Source organism: Paenibacillus sp. MER 99-2 (genome assembly GCF_023714095.1).
In the GTDB taxonomy this organism is placed as follows: Bacteria; Bacillota; Bacilli; order Paenibacillales; family Paenibacillaceae; genus Paenibacillus.
Map to the genome: position 1 here is coordinate 44,506 of NZ_JAMAUZ010000007.1, position 18,760 is coordinate 63,265.

The 18,760-nt window shown below is 45.9% G+C and carries 18 protein-coding genes; 13 read left to right on the forward strand and 5 right to left on the reverse strand.

Annotated elements, in window-relative coordinates:
- Window positions 1–277: 277 nt before the first annotated feature.
- Both M3636_RS22790 and M3636_RS22795 read left to right on the forward strand, forming a co-directional pair.
- Window positions 278–1,618 (forward strand): TrkH family potassium uptake protein, encoded by a 1,341-nt coding sequence (locus tag M3636_RS22790; protein WP_251384135.1) that lies wholly within the window; start codon window positions 278–280, stop codon window positions 1,616–1,618.
- Window positions 1,619–1,635: 17 nt separating this feature from the next.
- Window positions 1,636–2,307, forward strand: coding sequence for a potassium channel family protein (locus M3636_RS22795; RefSeq protein WP_145408680.1), 672 nt, complete (start codon window positions 1,636–1,638; stop codon window positions 2,305–2,307).
- A 55-nt stretch (window positions 2,308–2,362) separates the two neighbouring features.
- Here the strand turns inward: M3636_RS22795 and M3636_RS22800 are convergent, their stop codons facing one another.
- Complete coding sequence (locus tag M3636_RS22800; protein WP_145408679.1) at window positions 2,363–3,286, reverse strand: LysR family transcriptional regulator; 924 nt, start codon at window positions 3,284–3,286, stop codon at window positions 2,363–2,365.
- 572 nt (window positions 3,287–3,858) lie between these two features.
- On the opposite strand from M3636_RS22800, the gene M3636_RS22805 reads away from it, so the two are divergent.
- From M3636_RS22805 to M3636_RS22830, 6 genes are all read left to right on the forward strand, one after another.
- Window positions 3,859–4,527, forward strand: coding sequence for a succinate dehydrogenase cytochrome b558 subunit (locus M3636_RS22805; protein WP_128103415.1), 669 nt, complete (start codon window positions 3,859–3,861; stop codon window positions 4,525–4,527).
- Between the two features lie 82 nt (window positions 4,528–4,609).
- Complete coding sequence (sdhA, locus tag M3636_RS22810; protein ID WP_128103414.1) at window positions 4,610–6,352, forward strand: succinate dehydrogenase flavoprotein subunit; 1,743 nt, start codon at window positions 4,610–4,612, stop codon at window positions 6,350–6,352.
- Window positions 6,353–6,821: 469 nt separating this feature from the next.
- The gene (sdhB, locus tag M3636_RS22815) at window positions 6,822–7,586 is read left to right on the forward strand and encodes a succinate dehydrogenase iron-sulfur subunit (RefSeq protein WP_251384136.1); all 765 of its coding nucleotides are present in this window, start codon (window positions 6,822–6,824) and stop codon (window positions 7,584–7,586) included.
- Between the two features lie 204 nt (window positions 7,587–7,790).
- Complete coding sequence (locus M3636_RS22820) at window positions 7,791–8,738, forward strand: metallophosphoesterase (RefSeq protein WP_251384137.1); 948 nt, start codon at window positions 7,791–7,793, stop codon at window positions 8,736–8,738.
- A 59-nt stretch (window positions 8,739–8,797) separates the two neighbouring features.
- Window positions 8,798–9,547 (forward strand): metallophosphoesterase family protein, encoded by a 750-nt coding sequence (locus M3636_RS22825; RefSeq protein WP_128103412.1) that lies wholly within the window; start codon window positions 8,798–8,800, stop codon window positions 9,545–9,547.
- A gap of 163 nt (window positions 9,548–9,710) precedes the next feature.
- A complete protein-coding gene (locus M3636_RS22830; protein WP_251384138.1) occupies window positions 9,711–10,352 on the forward strand; it encodes a GNAT family N-acetyltransferase in 642 nt (213 codons plus the stop codon).
- Between the two features lie 262 nt (window positions 10,353–10,614).
- Here M3636_RS22830 and M3636_RS22835 read toward each other — a convergent pair whose 3' ends face one another.
- The 3 genes from M3636_RS22835 to M3636_RS22845 all read right to left on the reverse strand — a co-directional run bounded on the left by M3636_RS22835 (window position 10,615) and on the right by M3636_RS22845 (window position 12,995).
- Window positions 10,615–11,424: a histidinol-phosphatase gene (locus M3636_RS22835; protein WP_251384139.1), complete on the reverse strand. Its 810-nt coding sequence runs from the start codon at window positions 11,422–11,424 to the stop codon at window positions 10,615–10,617.
- A gap of 31 nt (window positions 11,425–11,455) precedes the next feature.
- Window positions 11,456–12,358: a LysR family transcriptional regulator gene (locus M3636_RS22840; protein WP_056702477.1), complete on the reverse strand. Its 903-nt coding sequence runs from the start codon at window positions 12,356–12,358 to the stop codon at window positions 11,456–11,458.
- Between the two features lie 256 nt (window positions 12,359–12,614).
- The gene (locus M3636_RS22845; RefSeq protein WP_251384140.1) at window positions 12,615–12,995 is read right to left on the reverse strand and encodes a VOC family protein; all 381 of its coding nucleotides are present in this window, start codon (window positions 12,993–12,995) and stop codon (window positions 12,615–12,617) included.
- Between the two features lie 426 nt (window positions 12,996–13,421).
- Here M3636_RS22845 and M3636_RS22850 point away from each other — a divergent pair, with 426 nt between their 5' ends.
- The 5 genes from M3636_RS22850 (at window position 13,422) to M3636_RS22870 (ending at window position 18,328) form a co-directional block, all read left to right on the forward strand.
- Window positions 13,422–13,880: a chemotaxis protein CheX gene (locus M3636_RS22850; protein ID WP_056702483.1), complete on the forward strand. Its 459-nt coding sequence runs from the start codon at window positions 13,422–13,424 to the stop codon at window positions 13,878–13,880.
- A 56-nt stretch (window positions 13,881–13,936) separates the two neighbouring features.
- On the forward strand, window positions 13,937–14,710 hold the full coding sequence (locus M3636_RS22855; RefSeq protein WP_251384141.1) for an SDR family NAD(P)-dependent oxidoreductase: 774 nt from the start codon (window positions 13,937–13,939) through the stop codon (window positions 14,708–14,710).
- A 247-nt stretch (window positions 14,711–14,957) separates the two neighbouring features.
- On the forward strand, window positions 14,958–16,328 hold the full coding sequence (locus M3636_RS22860) for a DEAD/DEAH box helicase (RefSeq protein ID WP_251384142.1): 1,371 nt from the start codon (window positions 14,958–14,960) through the stop codon (window positions 16,326–16,328).
- Window positions 16,329–16,355: 27 nt separating this feature from the next.
- The gene (locus tag M3636_RS22865; RefSeq protein WP_251384143.1) at window positions 16,356–17,108 is read left to right on the forward strand and encodes an ABC transporter ATP-binding protein; all 753 of its coding nucleotides are present in this window, start codon (window positions 16,356–16,358) and stop codon (window positions 17,106–17,108) included.
- 2 nt (window positions 17,109–17,110) lie between these two features.
- Entirely contained in the window at window positions 17,111–18,328 is a 1,218-nt protein-coding gene (locus M3636_RS22870) for an ABC transporter permease (RefSeq protein ID WP_251384144.1), read from the forward strand.
- Window positions 18,329–18,559: 231 nt separating this feature from the next.
- On the opposite strand, the gene M3636_RS22875 is transcribed toward M3636_RS22870, so the two are convergent.
- A complete protein-coding gene (locus tag M3636_RS22875) occupies window positions 18,560–18,682 on the reverse strand; it encodes a YjcZ family sporulation protein (RefSeq protein WP_217363759.1) in 123 nt (40 codons plus the stop codon).
- Window positions 18,683–18,760: the final 78 nt, after the last annotated feature.

Consider the following 18,760-nt stretch of genomic DNA (forward strand, 5'->3'; position numbering starts at 1 on the left):
AAATAATCAGATCAATCCATCCCGATATCTGAGTTTTTCCCTATTTGGCGGAATTCGATGCTATTTACTCAAAAATCGTTTTGTTTGCAAACGTTCAAGCGATTATAATTTTTGAAGCAAATGTGTAACAAACCGCATGCCTGCAACGTATTAAGGGAACGAATACAATATAGTTCAACATGTATGTATACGTTAAATCCATACGAATCATACCGTTTAGGTTGAAACTCCACATGGTGGAGTTGTTTTCATTTTAGTAGAGGTGGATGATCCATAAGTGAAATTAAATGTTCAATGGCTGAACCTATCTCCGCCTCGAATTCTGGTGCTTGGCTTTGCCGGGATTATTTTGATAGGAACATTACTGTTGATGCTTCCAGCATCGAGTCAGAGTGGGGACAGCCTTTCTTTTATTGATGCACTATTTACTGCAACATCAGCCGTTTGTGTGACTGGACTGGTGGTTGTGGACACAGGTACTCATTTCTCCGTGCTTGGTCAAGTTATTATAGCTTTGTTGATTCAGATCGGTGGACTAGGCTTTATGACGATGGCTACGCTCGTGGCGATTGCATTCAAACGTAAGATTTCTTTGCGGGAACGGCTTATATTGCAGGAAGCGATGAACCAGAGCACGATGGAAGGTATTGTGCGGCTTATTCGCAAAGTTGTGGCGTATTCCCTCATTATTGAATTGGTATGTGGCACATTATTCGCTATTCGTTGGTCATTTGACATGCCGCTGGGTCAAGCGATGTATTACGGATACTGGCATGCCATATCGATGTTTAATAACGCTGGCTTTGATATGTTTGGTGATTTTCGCAGTTTGACGAGTTATGTCTATGATCCTTTGGTAAACTTTACGGCGATGTTCCTCATTATTTCCGGGGGAATTGGCTTCGTCGTATTGTCCGATCTCATTGATTATCATAAAACCCGTAAGATTTCGCTGCACTCCAAAGTTGTGCTGTTAACGACGGGTCTACTTATTGTATTGGGAGCTTTAGTGATCTTTGTCTTCGAGTTCAACAATCCGCGAACACTTGGTGGGCTGAATTGGGGTGGTAAAATTCTCGGTTCGTTCTTTCAATCGGTCACACCTCGAACAGCTGGTGCTAATACGGTGGATATTGCCGGCTTGAGGCAGGCTACGCAATTTTTCATGATTATACTGATGTTTATTGGAGCATCGCCCGGTTCAACAGGGGGTGGAATCAAGACGACTACGTTCATGATTATGATCGGTGCCGTTATAGCCATGATGCGCGGCCGGGAGGATATTGTCTTCTTTAGATACAGGCTAGTGCAGGAGCGGATCTTCAAAGCACTTACGATTACACTGCTTGCGCTGCTGCTCATTATAACCGTAACGATGATCCTGAGCACGACGGAGGACAGCAGCTTCTTAATGATTTTATTTGAGACGACATCGGCCTTTGGTACGGTAGGTTTATCTATGGGACTTACACTGAAGCTGACCACATTTGGTAAGCTATTGATTTGTTTTACCATGTTCGCAGGTCGACTCGGGCCAATTACGCTAGCGTATGCACTTGGACAGAAAAAGGGTAAGGAGTTATACAGGTACCCGGAAGGCAAAATGATTATTGGATAAGGGGTTCGTGAAGAACGATGAAAAAACAGCAGTTTGCAGTGATTGGGCTTGGACGGTTTGGCTCCAGCTTGGCACAGGAATTAATGGAACTTGGCTACGAGGTGCTCGGTATTGACAAAAATGAAGAGGTTGTCGAAGATATCAGTGAATTGGTCACTCATGCCGTTGTAGCTGATGCAACAGATGAGGAAGTGCTGCGCTCCCTCGGCATCCGGAATTTCGACTGTGGCATCGTAGCGATTGGGGACGATATTCAGACAAGCATCCTGACTGCGATATTGTTAAAAGAGCTTGGTGTAAAAACGGTGGTAGCCAAAGCCATCTCTGTTCTTCACGGCCGTGCGCTGGATAAACTCGGCATTGACCGTGTCGTGTATCCTGAACGGGATATGGGAGTGCGGGTTGCCCATCAGCTGGTAACTCCGAATTTGCTGGATTATATCGAGCTATCCAATAACTACAGTATTGTCGAAATGAAAGTGCCTGAGTGCCTGCATAACAAGACGCTGTCCTCACTGAATGCACGTGTACGTTTTGGATGTAGCATTGTTGCATTACAGAAGGAGGCAGGGGTTATAATCGCTCCTACGGCGCTAGACTCTCTCCATACTGGGGATATTATGGTCATTATCGGCACAAACGACAATATCGAGCGTTTTGAAGAAGAGGTAATCAGCCAAGAGGACTAAGATCGTCCTATGGCATTGATTAATTTAAGGCAAAAAAGGATCATGAAAACTATAACTAGGGCGTCGTTGTTCTCTTAGAGGATAGCGGCGCCTTTGCTGTGAACAGCGCAGCGGTTTCTTTTATCCACTGTCTCGATGTCTTGCTCAGATCTTCCTTATGACCATAAATCATGCTCGTAGTTCGCCTAGTCTGCTGCAATTCAGGCAGATAAACGGATACCAGGTCATTATCCGCAAGCAGTTGGGGACGAAGATACGATTTGGGTAGGAGAGCAGCAGCTTTGCATGTAGGTAATAGACGTATGATGGCTTCGAAGGAGTCGATCTCCATACGAATATCAGGCATAACCGCACAACGATGGAATAGATCGTCCGTTAGTTTGCGATACCATGTGCCTTTGGAAAAAGTGATCATCGGTAGCTCATGCAGATTCTCCATGTCTGCTTCACGCCCTGACAACGGGTGAGTTAGCGGTACAACAAGCTCCAGATGGTCATCAAAGAGCGGAATGCAGTTTAACCCCGCTTCATTAATGGAGGAGGCGACGATACCGACGTCTGCTTTTTTATCACGGACAAAAGAAACGATTTCATGGGTTTTACCTGTTAACAGCTTAAGCTCTGCGTTCGGATGTTTCTCCATAAATGCATTAACCAGAGGGGGTAACGTCGTTTGAAGTGTGGTCAGGCTGGCTCCCAGGGTGATCGTGCTCTGTTCCTCGTCTTTATACTGGGCGAGCATGTTTAGAAACTTCTGTTGCTGCTGTTTCTGTTCAACGGCAAACGTATAGGCGAGCTGGCCCACGCTTGTTAATTCAAGCCGTTTACCCCGACGATGAAAGAGAGCTACCCCGAGCTCATCCTCCAATTTGGCAATTTTGCGAGATAGGGCGGGCTGTGACAGGTTCAGCAGCTTGGATGCCCGGTTTAGACTCGATTGCTCCACGACCGCCGCAAAGGCGTTTAAATCCTCAAACATAGACGCTAACCTCGCTTCCATTTCAGATGTCTTTAAATGCGATTATATGTGCATATTGAAGGTAAGATCTGTTTTTAGAGGTTGTTCAAAAAGTCCAATTTTGATTACGAAGGGTGCGCGAGCGGCATCTCAGCGTCGAAGATGGAATTCAGCCGAAATAAGCGGGATGCTTACGAAGCTTGTTTCCTTCGGAAACATGTAGTTGCTCACGTAGTTTTGCCTACGCTCCGCTACTCCATTTCTATCTTCATCATCTTCTCGGTACTGAAAACCGACCTTTTGAACACGCACTTTTGGTATCAAGCGTGATGCATATCCTTGAAAAATGATTTTGTATGATGTATGTGGTATTTGTCCAATGTTTCAATGCTTATACCTATAGGTTATAACATTTAATAATTATATTGCAATTCCCTTATAAGAAAAAAAAGAGTAACATGAATTGTGACACAAGTTGTTCACACCTGACGAAAACGGAACAATTTGTCGAACCTTTCCTTAGGAAAGGTTTGTGTGTGATAGTGAACTAATTTATGAAAACGTTGTATTTAGCGAAAGGGGATCGACATTTTATGAAAGGGTTTTATTCCAGAAAGCTGCACTCCTTGCTCGGCGTCATTCCGCTCAGTTTGTTCTTCATTGAGCATTTGGTGACGAACTTCACGGCAGTTGAAGGCGGCAAAGAAGCGTTTTACGATGCCGTTGCATTTCTGAATGGCTTACCTCTTGTTATTGTTATTGAGGCGACGCTCATTTGGTTACCGTTGTTCTTCCACGGTGTCTACGGTCTTTATATTGCCTATCAGGCTAAGCCTAATGTGGGTCGTTATGGCAATGAGCGTAACTGGCGCTACACATTACAGCGGGTCAGTGGTGTCATTACGTTTGTGTTCGTAATCTGGCACGTATGGGAGACGCGTGTGCAAATTGCGTTGGGTAACGTAACACATGAAGAGATAGGCGGCGTCATTCATGATGCTGTGACGAATCCGATAACCTTTGTTATATATATGATCAGTGTGGTTGCGGCTTCATATCACTTTGCGAATGGCCTGTGGTCGTTCCTCGTTAGCTGGGGGATTACAGTTGGTCCGCGCGCGCAGCGTGTATCCTCTTACGTATGCATGAGCTTATTCGGTATTGTTTCTATCATGTTTATTGCTTCATTATTTGCTTTCCGTAGCATCGATTTCCAAGTTGCAACTTCGATGATTGACGCAGTTAAATCAGTTCTGATCTAGGCAGTAGCTTTCAATTCATGTTCAAAAAGGGGACTTTTTGAACAACTTCTATAATTGCTGACTTATAAAGGAGTGAACAACAATGGCATCATCTAATGTAATTATTGTGGGCGGCGGTCTCGCAGGTTTGATGGCGGCGATCAAATCGGCTGAAGCCGGAGTCCATGTTCATTTATTTTCACTAGTACCCGTTAAAAGATCTCACTCCGTATGTGCCCAAGGCGGCATCAACGGTGCGGTAAATACCAAGGGTGAGGGAGATTCTCCTTGGGTACACTTTGACGATACGGTATATGGCGGCGACTTCCTCGCGAACCAGCCTCCAGTTAAGGCGATGTGTGAAGCAGCGCCAGGCATCATCCACTTGATGGACAGAATGGGCGTTATGTTTAACCGGACACCGGAAGGCTTGCTTGATTTCCGTCGTTTCGGAGGTACGAAACATCACCGTACGGCGTTTGCAGGAGCGACAACAGGACAACAATTGCTCTACGCACTAGACGAGCAGGTACGGCGTTGGGAAGCAGCAGGTCTGGTTACGAAGTATGAGAACTGGGAATTCCTACAGGCTGTTGTCGATGATGAAGGTGTATGCCGAGGCATCGTAGCTCAGGACCTGAAAACGATGAAGGTGCAGACCTTCCCGGCCGAAGCTGTCATACTTGCGAGTGGTGGCCCTGGTATTATTTTCGGAAAAACAACCAACTCGGTCATTAACACAGGTACAGCGGCAAGTGCCGTGTATCAACAAGGTGTAAATTACGCGAATGGTGAGTTCATTCAGATTCACCCAACGGCTATTCCGGGCGATGATAAGCTCCGTCTTATGTCAGAATCTGCACGCGGTGAAGGTGGACGGATCTGGACATACAAAGACGGTAAGCCATGGTACTTCCTTGAAGAGAAGTATCCATCCTACGGTAACCTTGTACCACGTGACATCGCGACTCGTGAAATCTTCAGCGTCTGCGTAGATATGGGTCTTGGAGTCAATGGCGAGAACATGGTATACCTCGATCTGTCCCATAAAGATCCAAAAGAGCTGGATGTGAAGCTCGGCGGAATTATCGAGATCTACGAGAAGTTCATGGGTGACGATCCACGTAAAATCCCAATGAAAATCTTCCCGGCAGTCCATTATTCCATGGGCGGTATGTGGGTAGATTACAATCAAATGACTAACATTCCGGGGCTGTTTGCAGCAGGTGAGTGCGAGTATCAATACCACGGAGCGAACCGACTTGGTGCGAACTCTTTGGTGTCGGCCATCTACGGCGGTATGGTTGCTGGACCAAAAGCGGCTGAATATATCAAAGGACTCAAAAAGTCTTCTGCTGATATTTCTTCCTCTGTCTTTGATAACTATACGAAACAACAAACGGATAAATACGAAGGCATCATGAAGATGCAGGGTAACGAGAATGCCTATGTGATTCACAAAGAGCTTGGCGAGTGGATGACAGCCAACATGACGGTTGTACGCTACAATGACAAGCTCGAAGCAACCATTGGCAAGATCAAGGAATTGAAAGAACGTTATGGCAAAATCAATATGTATGACACTTCAGGTTGGAACAACCCGGGTGCGGCATTTACACGCCAGTTGTGGAACATGCTTGAGTTGGCTGAAGCCATGACGCTGGGCGCACTGCTGCGTAACGAAAGCCGTGGCGCACATTACAAACCTGAGTTCACGGAACGTAACGATGAGGAATTCCTCAAAACGACCATCGCAAGCTGGTCGAAGGAAGGGCCACAAATCTCGTACGAGCCAGTAGACGTTTCCCTGATCCCACCACGGATCCGCGACTACTCCAAAGACTAATCGCGGTAGGTTCAACAGTTGCGGCAGGTCATTCCGTTTTCGAAATGTCATCCGTAACCACATAGGTTTTCAGGAAGTTGAGTATTTGAGAAGCTTCCAACTGTAAAACTACTACAATCCAGCATGATTGGATTATCGTTTTAGTAAAGTAACGCATGTGCACGACGTAGTGGAGGGAGCGGAAATGACCTAGAGAAGTGTCCGCTCTTAACTGTGAATCAGCAAGAAGATTTATTTTTATATTTATAAATTCCAAACAGTTACCACTTTAACGGAGAAGACAGAAGAATACTGAAGAAGTGAAGCGCTCGCCTTTATCCCCGGATTTTAACCCTGTTGGATGGGATCAAAGAAAGTCTGGGGATAACAGCGATCGGAAGGATCTTCTGTCGGCGGAATGACTACGTGTAACACGTTGGTCTTATAACGATAGCAATACAATCATCGTCACCAAGGAGGGGACTACGATATGGCGGAACAAGCAACAGCGAACAAAACCGTCAAGTTTATCATCACACGTCAGGATAGCCCAGAATCAGCTTCGTATAACGAAGAGTTCGAACTTCCGTACCGTCCCAACATGAACGTGATCAGTGCCCTGATGGAAATTCAGCGGAACCCGGTCAATACTGAGGGTAAGTCAATTGCTCCAGTATGTTGGGAATCGAACTGTCTGGAAGAGGTATGTGGAGCATGCTCCATGGTGATCAACGGCAAGCCGCGCCAAGCGTGTGCTGCATTGATCGATAAGCTGGAGCAACCGGTTCGTATTGAACCAATGAAAACATTCCCGGTGGTACGTGACCTTGTCATTGACCGTAATCGGATGTTTAACGCCCTGAAACGGGTAAAAGCATGGATTCCAATTGACGGTACCTATGACCTTGGGCCAGGACCGCGTATGCCAGAGAAGAAGCGTCAATGGGCATATGAGTTATCCAAATGTATGACATGTGGTGTTTGTCTGGAAGCTTGTCCTAACGTGAATGAAAAGACAGACTTTATTGGACCTGCAGCACTTTCGCAAGTACGTCTCTTCAACGCTCACCCAACAGGTGAGATGAACGCTGAGGATCGTCTGGAAGCATTGATGGAGGATGGAGGAATTGAAGGCTGTGGTAACTCGCAGAACTGTGTTCAATCCTGTCCTAAGGGCATTCCGCTGACTACTTCTATTGCTGAAATGAACAAACAAACAACGAAGCATATGTTCAAACGTTGGTTGGGCGTTTAAGCGTAGCTAGTTTAGCGCAAATGGTTTTGTAGTAGAATTTTATAACTGTCAGTCTAATATGATATGTGACAAGAAGTCGTGTTCTCCGATCGTGGTTGTTTGGGGACATGACTTCTTTTTGTAATGGGGCGAAGGAACCGAGCTTATCATGCAGAATATGCTATAATGAGGGGATGTTTTTCGTGCGGAAGGAGGAGAGGGAACATGGCAAGGGTGCCGTATAAGAGTAGTAAGGAGACGCTAATCAGGCGCGGAGCCGATAAGAATGAGACAGAGCAGCCCATTTTTCCTGGTCAGGAAAAGGATCATGATCCCTCCCGGCGAAGTACAAAGTTAAAGACGGCTCTAATGACAGCGATCGCAACTGTGTTTACAGGTGGATATGCGCTATGGGAGCCGCGTCGTGTGGAAGTAAAGCAGATACAATTGAATCTCCCTAAACTCCCCAGCGCCTTTGATGGCTTGCGACTAATTCAGTTCAGTGATGCCCATATCGGGTTCCATACTGGCGTGAAGCAGATCGAGAAGCTGGCGGATCTGATTCAAGAGCAGCAGCCGGATCTGATATGTTTTACAGGAGATATCGTGGAGCGAGATGCAGAACCTATGCGGGAGTGTATTCCGGCTCTATCTTCCATGCAAGCTAAGTTTGGCAAGTTTGCAGTTTTCGGTAATCATGATTACCGGGGGAAGCAGCAAGAAGAAGTAGAGAAAATGTTTGAGCAAGCTGGCTTTACCTTACTTCGGAACGCTCATGTAGTTATCCGGCATCATGAAGATCGAATAGCTATCGTTGGTTTAGATGATGCGTTAACGGGTAAGCCTAATCTGGCTACAGCTGTGGATGGTCTGGATGAGGACACTTGGAAGCTATTACTCATGCATGAGCCAGATTATGCGGATAGAGCTGCTGCAAATGGTTTTGGTTTGCAGTTGTCTGGGCATAGCCACGGCGGTCAGGTTCGTTTTCCCTGGATTGGGGCATTATCTGCTCCTCGTGGTGCACACAAATATGTGCAGGGATTGTATTATGCCGGTTGGACGAAAATGCCGGTGTATGTGAATCGGGGGTTCGGGATGACCCATTTGCCCATTCGTTTTTTGTGCAGACCAGAAGTCACCGTATTTCGTTTGCAGAGTCATCAAACATAATATACATCTGACATAATACAATACATGAATATGCAAGTTATGAATGGAGGTTAGCCAGGATGGAACGAATTGCGATTGTATCCGATATTCACGGCAATATGACGGCATGGAAAGCAGTGTTGAACGATATTCGGAGTCGCGGGCTGAAGCGAATCTTTTGTCTTGGCGACCTTGTAGGCAAAGGGCCTGATCCGGTTCAGGTGGTTGATCAGGTGAGAGAGACATGTGAACAAGTCGTTCGTGGCAATTGGGATGAGCTGGTCGCCGTGAATCGGGATAATGAGAACTTTACTTGGCAAGCAGACAAGCTTGGGCAGGAACGGCTGGACTATTTAGCGAATCTTCCATTTAGTCACCAATTCGAGTTAAGTGGTCGTACCGTTCGATTGTTACATGCTTCACCACAGAGCGTATATCATCGCGTACAACCATGGGACGAAATGGACAAACGTATTGCAATGTTTGATGCCCCAGCGAATGAGCCTGAACTCGGACAGGCAGATATCGTTGGTTATGGCGATGTACACAATGCTTATCTACAGCACCTAAATGGGAAAGTTTTGTTCAATGTGGGAAGTGTGGGCAATCCACTGGATATTCCTCAGGCTTCGTATTGTATTCTTGAGGGAGAGAGCAGCGGAGATATAAACCAGACCATCAATATTCAATTTGTCCGAGTCCCCTATGATATCGAGCAGGAGGTTCAGGTTGCACAACAAGCCGGGGTGCCAGCACTTGAGCTATACATTCGAGAGATTCGTACAGGTGTTTATCGTGGATTACAGGAGAAAAGTGTGACAGAGGAATAACAGCTCAGCGTGTGTTGGCATAATAACGTAAGCCGTGATAGAACCATACGATATCTAGTCGTCCTTTTCGAATTGTATCATTGAAATATTATACTTCCGGATCATCTCCAGAGCATGCTTGTCTTACCGGACTCAAACCCGATAGGCAAAAGGAGCGATTGTCATGCTGACCCGAAAAATGCTAAGTCAGGGATTGCCTGTACTATGGACAGAACGCCTTGTGCTACGATCGTTACGTCAGAATGATTTTGGCACATTGTCGGAATTGTTTTCCGATCCACAGATCATCCGTTATGTGAACAGAGGGAACCAGCCAACACCGGTTCGTGCCCGGCGATTATTGAATCAGATTCGCAGTAGCAGTGCGAAGCTTGAATCGTTGCATTACGGGATATGTTGGAAAGGAAGAGAGCCACTCATTGGTATCATTTCATTTCAACATTGGAATGAGCAGCAGGGTACAGCTCAGATTGGATACATCGTGAGCAGATCTTGTTGGGGCTTAGGCATAGCTACGGAGGCGCTACGACGGATGATTGAATTCGGATTTACGGAGCTACACTTATCGAAAGTGGAAGCACGTTGTTACGAAGCTAACGTATCATCTGAGCGGGTGTTATACAAAAGCGGTATGTCTTACGAACGAACGCTGCCTTCTTTTGGTTCAGTGGAGCATGACGTCACCAGTGAAAGTGATACGTTGATGGACGTTAAAGTATACAGCATGTACCGGGAGCAACAGGTTCAAGCCATCATGGAAAGTAACCTCCAGGCTATGGTCTTCGACAAGCCTCAGCTGACATAGAATAAGAGAGTTGAAACACGTATTTGAACTTCAATTTATTTGTTACACAAATGAAATATAGCTGCAATTGAACTCTAACAGACAGCGGGTAAACTTATCTCATGACCCCCTTTTTGATAAATATATTATGCTGTTGGAACCCGTGCGAACGGGTTCATTTTTTTTGTCCTCATATAAAGCAGATCGCAACGAAAACACAGAACCCCACTACGGAATGAGCTTCCAAGTGGGGTTCTTGACTTAATATAAGCGGACTGAACCACTACAAAGGAACAATCTGCATCTGCTTTTGTTTGAAATATACCCATTCTGTAAACCCAATCTCCAGCAGTCGAGTACGCACTTCTTCCAGCTCGTCCCCTACACGCTGAGGTTTGTGAGCATCCGATCCAAACGTTACTTTCACACCGTAGTGCTGGGCACGTTCGAGAATGGCATCCGAAGGGTACCAGCCTCCGCTGAGCTTTGTTTTGCCTGAGGTATTAATTTCAATCGCTACGTTCGCATCGGCAATAACCTGTAACGTCTTATCAATCGCATCATCCGCGATAATTTCCGAGAAGGGCGGGTAGTTGCCTTTCATCGCATCGATGTGACCGAGAATCTGAAACATACCACTTCGAGCAGACTGAGCAATCAAAGAATAATAACTCTCTTTCACTTCAACTTTGCGTACGTTGCTAAGTCCCTTCCATCGTGTCTTATTGAAAATGCTAACATCCTCGGTATGGTGGACAGATCCAATAATATAGTCAAAAGGGTACTGCCCAAGCGTGTCACGATACAGCTCCGCATGGATGGGGAAATAATCGGATTCAATGCCGAGTAATACGTCAATTTTGCCCGCGTATTCTTGTTTCAATGACAAGACTTCTTCAACATAGTTACGTAATTCCGACTTGCCCATCGCAATTCGTGGAAACGCCTGCTCCTCTTCACTGCCAAAATAAGGCGTATGGTCGGAGATACCGATGGCTTGAAGTCCTGCCTCAATACCCGCATCAATATAATCACGAATATTACCGTCTGCATGACCGCAACGAAAATGATGTGTATGAAGATCAAATTTCATTAGAAATCCTTCCTTTCTCATAGCTCATTTGTCATTCAGAACTGATGAACTGTGTCTCAGGCATACCTTTGAGATCACTTAGAAATTGCTGCATGGCTGAGTTGAGATACCGGCTGGATTTGTAAATGACGCCGACGGGATGACTGACCTCAAGTTCACTTAGTGGGATCATCCGCAGCGTACCTTGCCGCAGCTCATGTGCGACGGATTGCTTGGATATGACAGCAGCTCCTAAGTTGATCTCAACCATACGTTTGACTTCTTCGCTACTCGACAACTCCATGACGATGTTGGGCTGAATATCATACTTTTTGAACACAGCTTCTGTAAAACGACGCCCCACAGTATCTGGGGACAATAGAATCAGGGGGGTGTTTCGCAATACGTCCACGGCAGCGTGCTTTTGCTTCGCCAGGGGATGGGCAGGAGAAACGACGAGTTCAAACGTATCGTAATACAACACGGCGGTATTCAGATTCGGATTACGTTCCGTAAGATAACCGATACCGATGTCGACCAAACCATTTTCGACCTGAGTATAAATCTGTGAGGATGGTAGGGACTGAATGCTTGTTTTAATTAGAGGGAACTGATCCTGAAAGTAAGACAATACCCTTGGTAAAATTTGAATGGCGATGGATGTTGTTGTAGCGAGTACAATCCTTCCCTGTGGTGTTTCATCCAGATCGGATAGCTTTTGTTTCAATTCATCCACAATATCCAGCATGCGCTCGGCATGTTCCAGAAATACTTGGCCACGGTCAGTGAGTGTGACGGGTTGATTACGATCTACAAGAACGGTGTTGAATTCATCCTCCAGACTTTTGATCTGGGCAGAGACGGCAGGCTGAGTGAGATTCAGTAATTCTCCCGCTTTGCGGAAACTCATCGTTTTGGATATCGTGATCAGCGTCTCCAGTTGGCTGATATTCATGTATTTCCTCCTAGCGGGCAAAGTATCGACTACATATCAAGCTTGTGAGTGGAATCCGTAACGTTTCATTGTTCCGTTATCTTAAATTATAGGTGATTCAACGGGACAGGGCAATAAATCTAACATCACGAAGTTTGTAGAACATAGGAATACATAGGATGAGGCAGCTTTAATAAGAAAAAGCGACTGACTATGCGTCAGCCGCCCGAAGATTATAACGATATCTCGCTCATGATCTGTTGAGTGTAAACCTATTTTATTTGCGTTCCATAACGGCAAAGTAGTTGTCTTCATCATCGGCAAAGTTAAATATTCTGCCAAAAGGCAAATCTACCAGTTCGCCAACTGTAATCTCTTTATCCTTGAAATCCTGATAGAGCTTATCAATGTTCGGAGTGAAAAACATCAGGGAAGGTGTGCCTAGATTGACACCTGGCGACATTTTGGCAACGACCTGTTTGTCTTGAAGAACAAGGCTCGTTTCGGCATCCGGGGTTGCAGCAATCTCGTACCATTTCATTTCTGGGCTGATGTTTTCTTCTGCGATGAGATGGAAACCCGCTTTTTCTGTCCAAAATTGTAGAGCCTGTTCCTGGTTGTTGACGTACAGCATGATTTGACCGACTTGGTTAATCATTCAATGGTTCACTCCCTAGTTAGATGATGATATGTCTCCTATTCTTCTATACCATAGCGGGGGACAGAAGTCATGCTTTTTCATGATGAAAGGCAGCTTATCTGATTTTCACGAAAATAATGCTTAAGAACTTATTTTTAATTTTGCACATCTTATTTTCTAGTCTTTTCAATAAAACAGTAAAATAGTCCTAAACTCCTTTGCACAGGCTTATGGAGGGAAAAGTTACCTGAACAATATATGAAAAACCCTGTTATTTCGCCAAAATTAGCTATAAACATTTGCCGCACAGATGACGATAAATTATAGTACACATTCATTGATGAATTCATGATGTATTCTTGTACGTGATAAAGTATAATAAATTTATAGAATATGGGACTTTTGGTGTGTGACCAATAACCCAGTGCGAGGGGGACATAAACAGTGAAAGCGGAAGTGATTAATCCTTTCCTGGAATCAGCACGTAACGTATTTGAACAGCTCATCCAGGTTTCGCCTTCCACCGGAAGTCTTGGCGTGAAAAATGTAGAGTACATTGCTGATCATGTCTGGATCGTGATTGGAATGACCGGACAAATGAGCGGAAATATTGTATTTGGCATTCAAGAGTCGGTTGCTTTGAAAATTGTTTCAGCCATGATGGGCGGTTTTGTGATCACCGAAATGGACGATATGAGTAAAAGTGCAATCTCCGAGCTTGGCAATATGATCAGCGGTAATGCAAGTACCATTCTTTCCAATCAAGGTGTTGTTGTGGATATTACACCTCCACAAGTCATGAAATCGGAGCATTTGACCGCATTTAGTGCAACGAAAGCATTGAGCATTCCATTATTGATGGATGGCATTGGTGAGATGGATATTCAGGTGATGATCTCGTAGAATAGTACCATAGGCCTCAAGAGGCAATATGTGTTCACTACGGGAGGACATCAGATATGCTGAAAGATCAGGTTGTTTTCATTACTGGCGCGTCGAGTGGGATTGGCGCACTCTGTGCTCAGATGCTGATAGAAGAAGGAGCCATTCCTATATTGGCTGCTCGTTCGCGGGACAAGCTTGAAGAGATCGGTGCTTCGTTGAATGGGCAACATGAACTCCTTACGCTCGATGTCACCAATGATGAGCAGGTGCAGGCGGCAATAAGTAATATGTTAGAGAAGTACGGACGAATCGATATATTGCTGAATAATGCGGGATATGGAACGTTTGCTGCGATGACGGATATGACTGTGCAGGAATTCGATGAGATGATGGACGTGAATTACATGGGCATTGTTCGTTGCACGAAGGCTGTGTTGCCGCACATGCTGAAGCATGGCACAGGACAGATTGTGAATGTAGCCTCCATGGCTGGCAAAATCGGAACGGCAAAGTCAGCTTCCTATACAGCAACCAAACACGCGGTACTCGGCTTCAGTAATGCGCTACGTCAGGAGTTACGCAAAACGGGAATAACGGTAACCACTATTAATCCTGGGCCGATCGATACACCGTTCTTCCATCGTGCAGATCCATCTGGCAATTATGTTAACAATGTACGCTGGATGATGTTGAAGCCAGAGGATGTTGCAGGACATATGGTTCAGGCGATGAAAAAGCGTAAAGAAGAAGTGAACCTACCTCGAATGGCATCTGTAGGGATATGGCTGTATCAGTTGTTCCCACGTCTTGCGGATCGCCTGTCTCATGGCTTCATGAATCAGAAATGAGCGACGGATATGAATCATCGTGTGACAGCGTGTTCAAGTTTCATATTGCAATGGACATCACGGTTGAATTACGGGAAGCTCCGCCGAGGAGCTTTTCTTTTTTTTGTCCAAGCATAACGTACAAGTGAGCCACCTCGTTAACAATAAGATTTGGTTCATGGCTGCTTTTCGCATATAATGAAAGTTAATGTGATGAGAGGCTTATCCCACGGAATAATAAAAGAATAAACTTAAAGGATGGACATACATGACGAATACATTTGCTTCAATTGGCGTAGCAGAGGATCTTGAGAAAGTACTTGCCGGACATGGCATTAATGAACCTTCTCCTGTGCAGGCGCAGACAATACCGGTGATTTTGGAAGGGCGAGATGTCGTAGCCAAATCCCAGACGGGAACAGGCAAAACGCTTGCTTATTTGTTGCCTCTTCTGCAAACGATCAAAAGTGATGTAAAAGGCACACAAAAGCTTATTATCGCCCCTACACAAGAACTGGCTATGCAGATTGTGCGTGAAGCACAGCGTTATGGAGAAGAGCGTAAAATTGGTGTTCTAGGCTTAATTGGAGGCGCAGCGGTGAAACGCCAGATTGAGAAATTACGCGAGCATCCAGCGCTTGTTGTGGGAACACCAGGACGGTTGAAGGAATTAATTACGCTCAAAAAATTGAAAATGCATAACGTCTCCACGATTGTCATCGATGAGGCAGACCAAGTATTCCAGCTTGGCGGTGTAAGTGACGTTGATTTCGTACTGCGCAGTGCACTCCGCGACCGTCAGCTGATTTTCTTATCGGCAACAATTGATGAACATACGGCTGGTCTTGCCAAACGGGAGATGAAGGAGCCTGTTCATATCGGAATTGAACCAGAGCGCGCAACGGCAGCAGGGCTTGAGCATTTTTATTTTGTCGAGGAAACACGTAACAAAATTGATATGCTGCGTCGTCTCGTAAGACAGTACAATCCGGATCGTGCCATTGTCTTCGTGAATGCTACGGAAGATATCGGTGAAGTTGAAGCCAAAATGAATCATTTGGGTCTATCCGCAGCCGCGTTATACGGTGATGCAGATAAGGTTACACGCAGCAATGTCCTGTCCGCTTTCCGTAACGGTAAAATCCAATTGTTGATTGCGAGTGAGGTTGCCGCGAGAGGATTGGATATCGAAGGATTGCCGATGGTTATCAACTATGATCCTGCGTTCGATTCAGAGCACTATGTTCACCGTGCAGGCCGTACTGGACGTATGGGACGCAGTGGCATTGTACTGTCTATTGTAGATGAAACACAGATTTTTATTATGCGTAAGTTTGCACGTGAGCTCGGAATTGAGCTGGCAGAACGTGTGTTGTTCGGTGGTAAAGTATTGGAAGCAGATCCCCGTCCTGACACAAGACCTGAAGGGCATTCCTTCAGTCGGAAGCCGGGCTCTTCGAAAGGGCGCAAGCCCGGACAGGCAACACGTAACGGTGGTGCAAGAGCAGTAGTATCGAATCAACGTGATGCAGGTAGCAAACCAGCTGGTAATACAGGAAGAACGGATCGTAACCAGGATCGCAAGAACAAGGGAGCGCCAAAATGGAGCAAGGGGAACACACCGCGTTCCGAAGAATAAAACCTGACGAAAGAGGTGCAGGGATTCATGAGTAATGTTCAATCCCCCGTATTGGAAATCAACGGGTTAAGCGGAGGATATAGTGCTAAGCGGCCTGTCCTCCACGGCATTGATCTGAAAGTTGGACGCGGAGAAATGGTCGGACTGATCGGATTAAATGGCGCTGGTAAAAGTACAACGATGAAACATATCTTAGGTTTGATGACGCCGCAACAGGGTGAAGTCCGCGTAATGGGCAAGACACGAGAAGAGGATGCTCAGATCTACCAATCCGCGATGGCTTTTGTTCCTGAGTCACCTGAATTGTATGACGAGATGACGGTCATGGAGCACTTGGAATTCACAGCGAGGGCATATGGCGTATCGGAGGCAGATTTCAAGCAGCGTACGGAGAAATTACTGGATTTATTCCGTATGAGGGAGAAAAGCACCAGCCTTTCCACCCACTTGTCCAAAGGAATGCGGCAGAAAGTTATGATTATGTGTGCGTTTGTAGCAGGGCCACCACTCTATATCATTGATGAGCCTTTCTTGGGTCTCGACCCACTTGGCATTCGTTCATTGCTTGATTTCATGCTGGAGATGAAAGCCACCGGGTCATCCATTCTGCTTAGCTCACATATTCTCTCTACTATTGAGAATTATTGTGATCGGTTCATTGTTCTGCACCGTGGACAGGTCATTGCTCATGGCACGCTGGAGGAGCTGCGTTCTCAGTACGGAGAGTCAAATACTACGCTTGAGCATATGTTCTATTCCCTCGTACAAGGCAGGGATTAAGTATGGATCTGAAGCTGTTATGGAAGCAAAGACGCACGGGCTTTTGGAACACAATTCTTCCTTATCTGGGATATGTCATTCAAAGTGGGGTAGCGATGGTATTTCTATTTCTCATCATTGCTTTTTCCGCTTGGTACACCTCATTTGTACAGAACATACCTGCAGGCTTTCCGATTCGCTGGATCACATTGCTTCTGCTTACCCCTTTGGTGTTGTTCAGCGGATACCGTACATATCTTCATCCAGCGGATATCGTTTTTTTACGTCCACAGGAACATCGGATGCATGAATATTTGAAGAACAGCTTTGCCCGCGGGGTAATCTACAAAACATTAGGCATGCTGCTCATATTCTTTACGCTGTGGCCGCTCTATGTGAGGGCAGATCAGGATGCCAAACCGTTCACCTGGTTTCTCCTGCTCTTACTTGTGTGGAAGGGGCTATCAAGCTACGGTGCATGGCAAGAGCTGCGTATGGTTCAGGTTGGTGCATCCAGGGCATTTCGTTTGCTACGCTGGGCAATCGCCATTCTTGCTGTGGCCGCTTGGGTATGGCAGCCACCAGCGCGTAGTATTTGGTTTCTGCTATTGCTGGCCGCGGTCTATTTAGTAGCACTACGTTTACCTGTGAAACACCGGGTGGCATGGGAACGTCTAATTCAGGTTGAGCAAAGCCAAGCAGGTCGTGTAATGCGGACGTTGGGGTGGTTCGTAGACGTACCTTCCTCAGGTCAAAAGGTTAGCTCACGGCGCTGGCTCAGCAAATGGGGAAGTGGGCTTGCATGGAATGCAGGCAAAGCTTACCGCTACCTAATTACGAAGACATTCATTCGGACAGAAGTATTCTCGATTGTTCTACGTTTAGTTGTGCTCGGGATGCTGTTGTCTTGGTGGACGGCAGGTACTTATTTTGGTATCGGCGCATACCTGTTGTTCCTGTTGCTGGTTGGCGTGCAGATCGGTGCACTTCGCCGCAGTCACGCGGAATCATTCTGGATTATGATCTACCCGATCTCAGGGGAGAGCCGCCGTTCACAGGTGCTGGGCTTCATTTCGAATCTGCATGCTGTGTCTGCTCTGCTGATGTGGTTGCCAATGCTGTCGAGTGGAATCGGTGGAATTACGATAGCGGGAGTAGGGTTGGTTTTGGGCGTGCTGGTTATTATGTTGATGCGACGTTCTCAAAGTAAGAAGTGGCTGAAGGAAGAAGAAGAGGAGTAGATTTCTCTTATGTAATCCCGATATGCTCACAAGCAACAGTAATGATGTTCAAGGCTCGATGTCCAGTAGAATGCCGTTTTGGTAATGCCAACGATATTCACTATGTGATTCACTGCATCGTTTCGTCTGTATGAAAGTAAACCTCTTACGGTGACTGCCGTAAGAGGTTTTTTTGATTGCTACGATACCTATTATGGATAGATACCTACGAACAAGTGCACCGGATCAGGACTAGTAGAGGAACGACTTTGTGATGATTACAAGCAGGATGAACAATACAAGAATGGCACCTGTGTTTGTAAATCCTCCGAATCCGTATCCATAACCGCCTCTTGTTTCTTCAACTCCAGACATGGTCATTCCCCTTTCAACTCGTTGTTGTTACGCCCTTGCGTACACCGTATCTTATGTGCCATGGGTGTTGGCTGATTG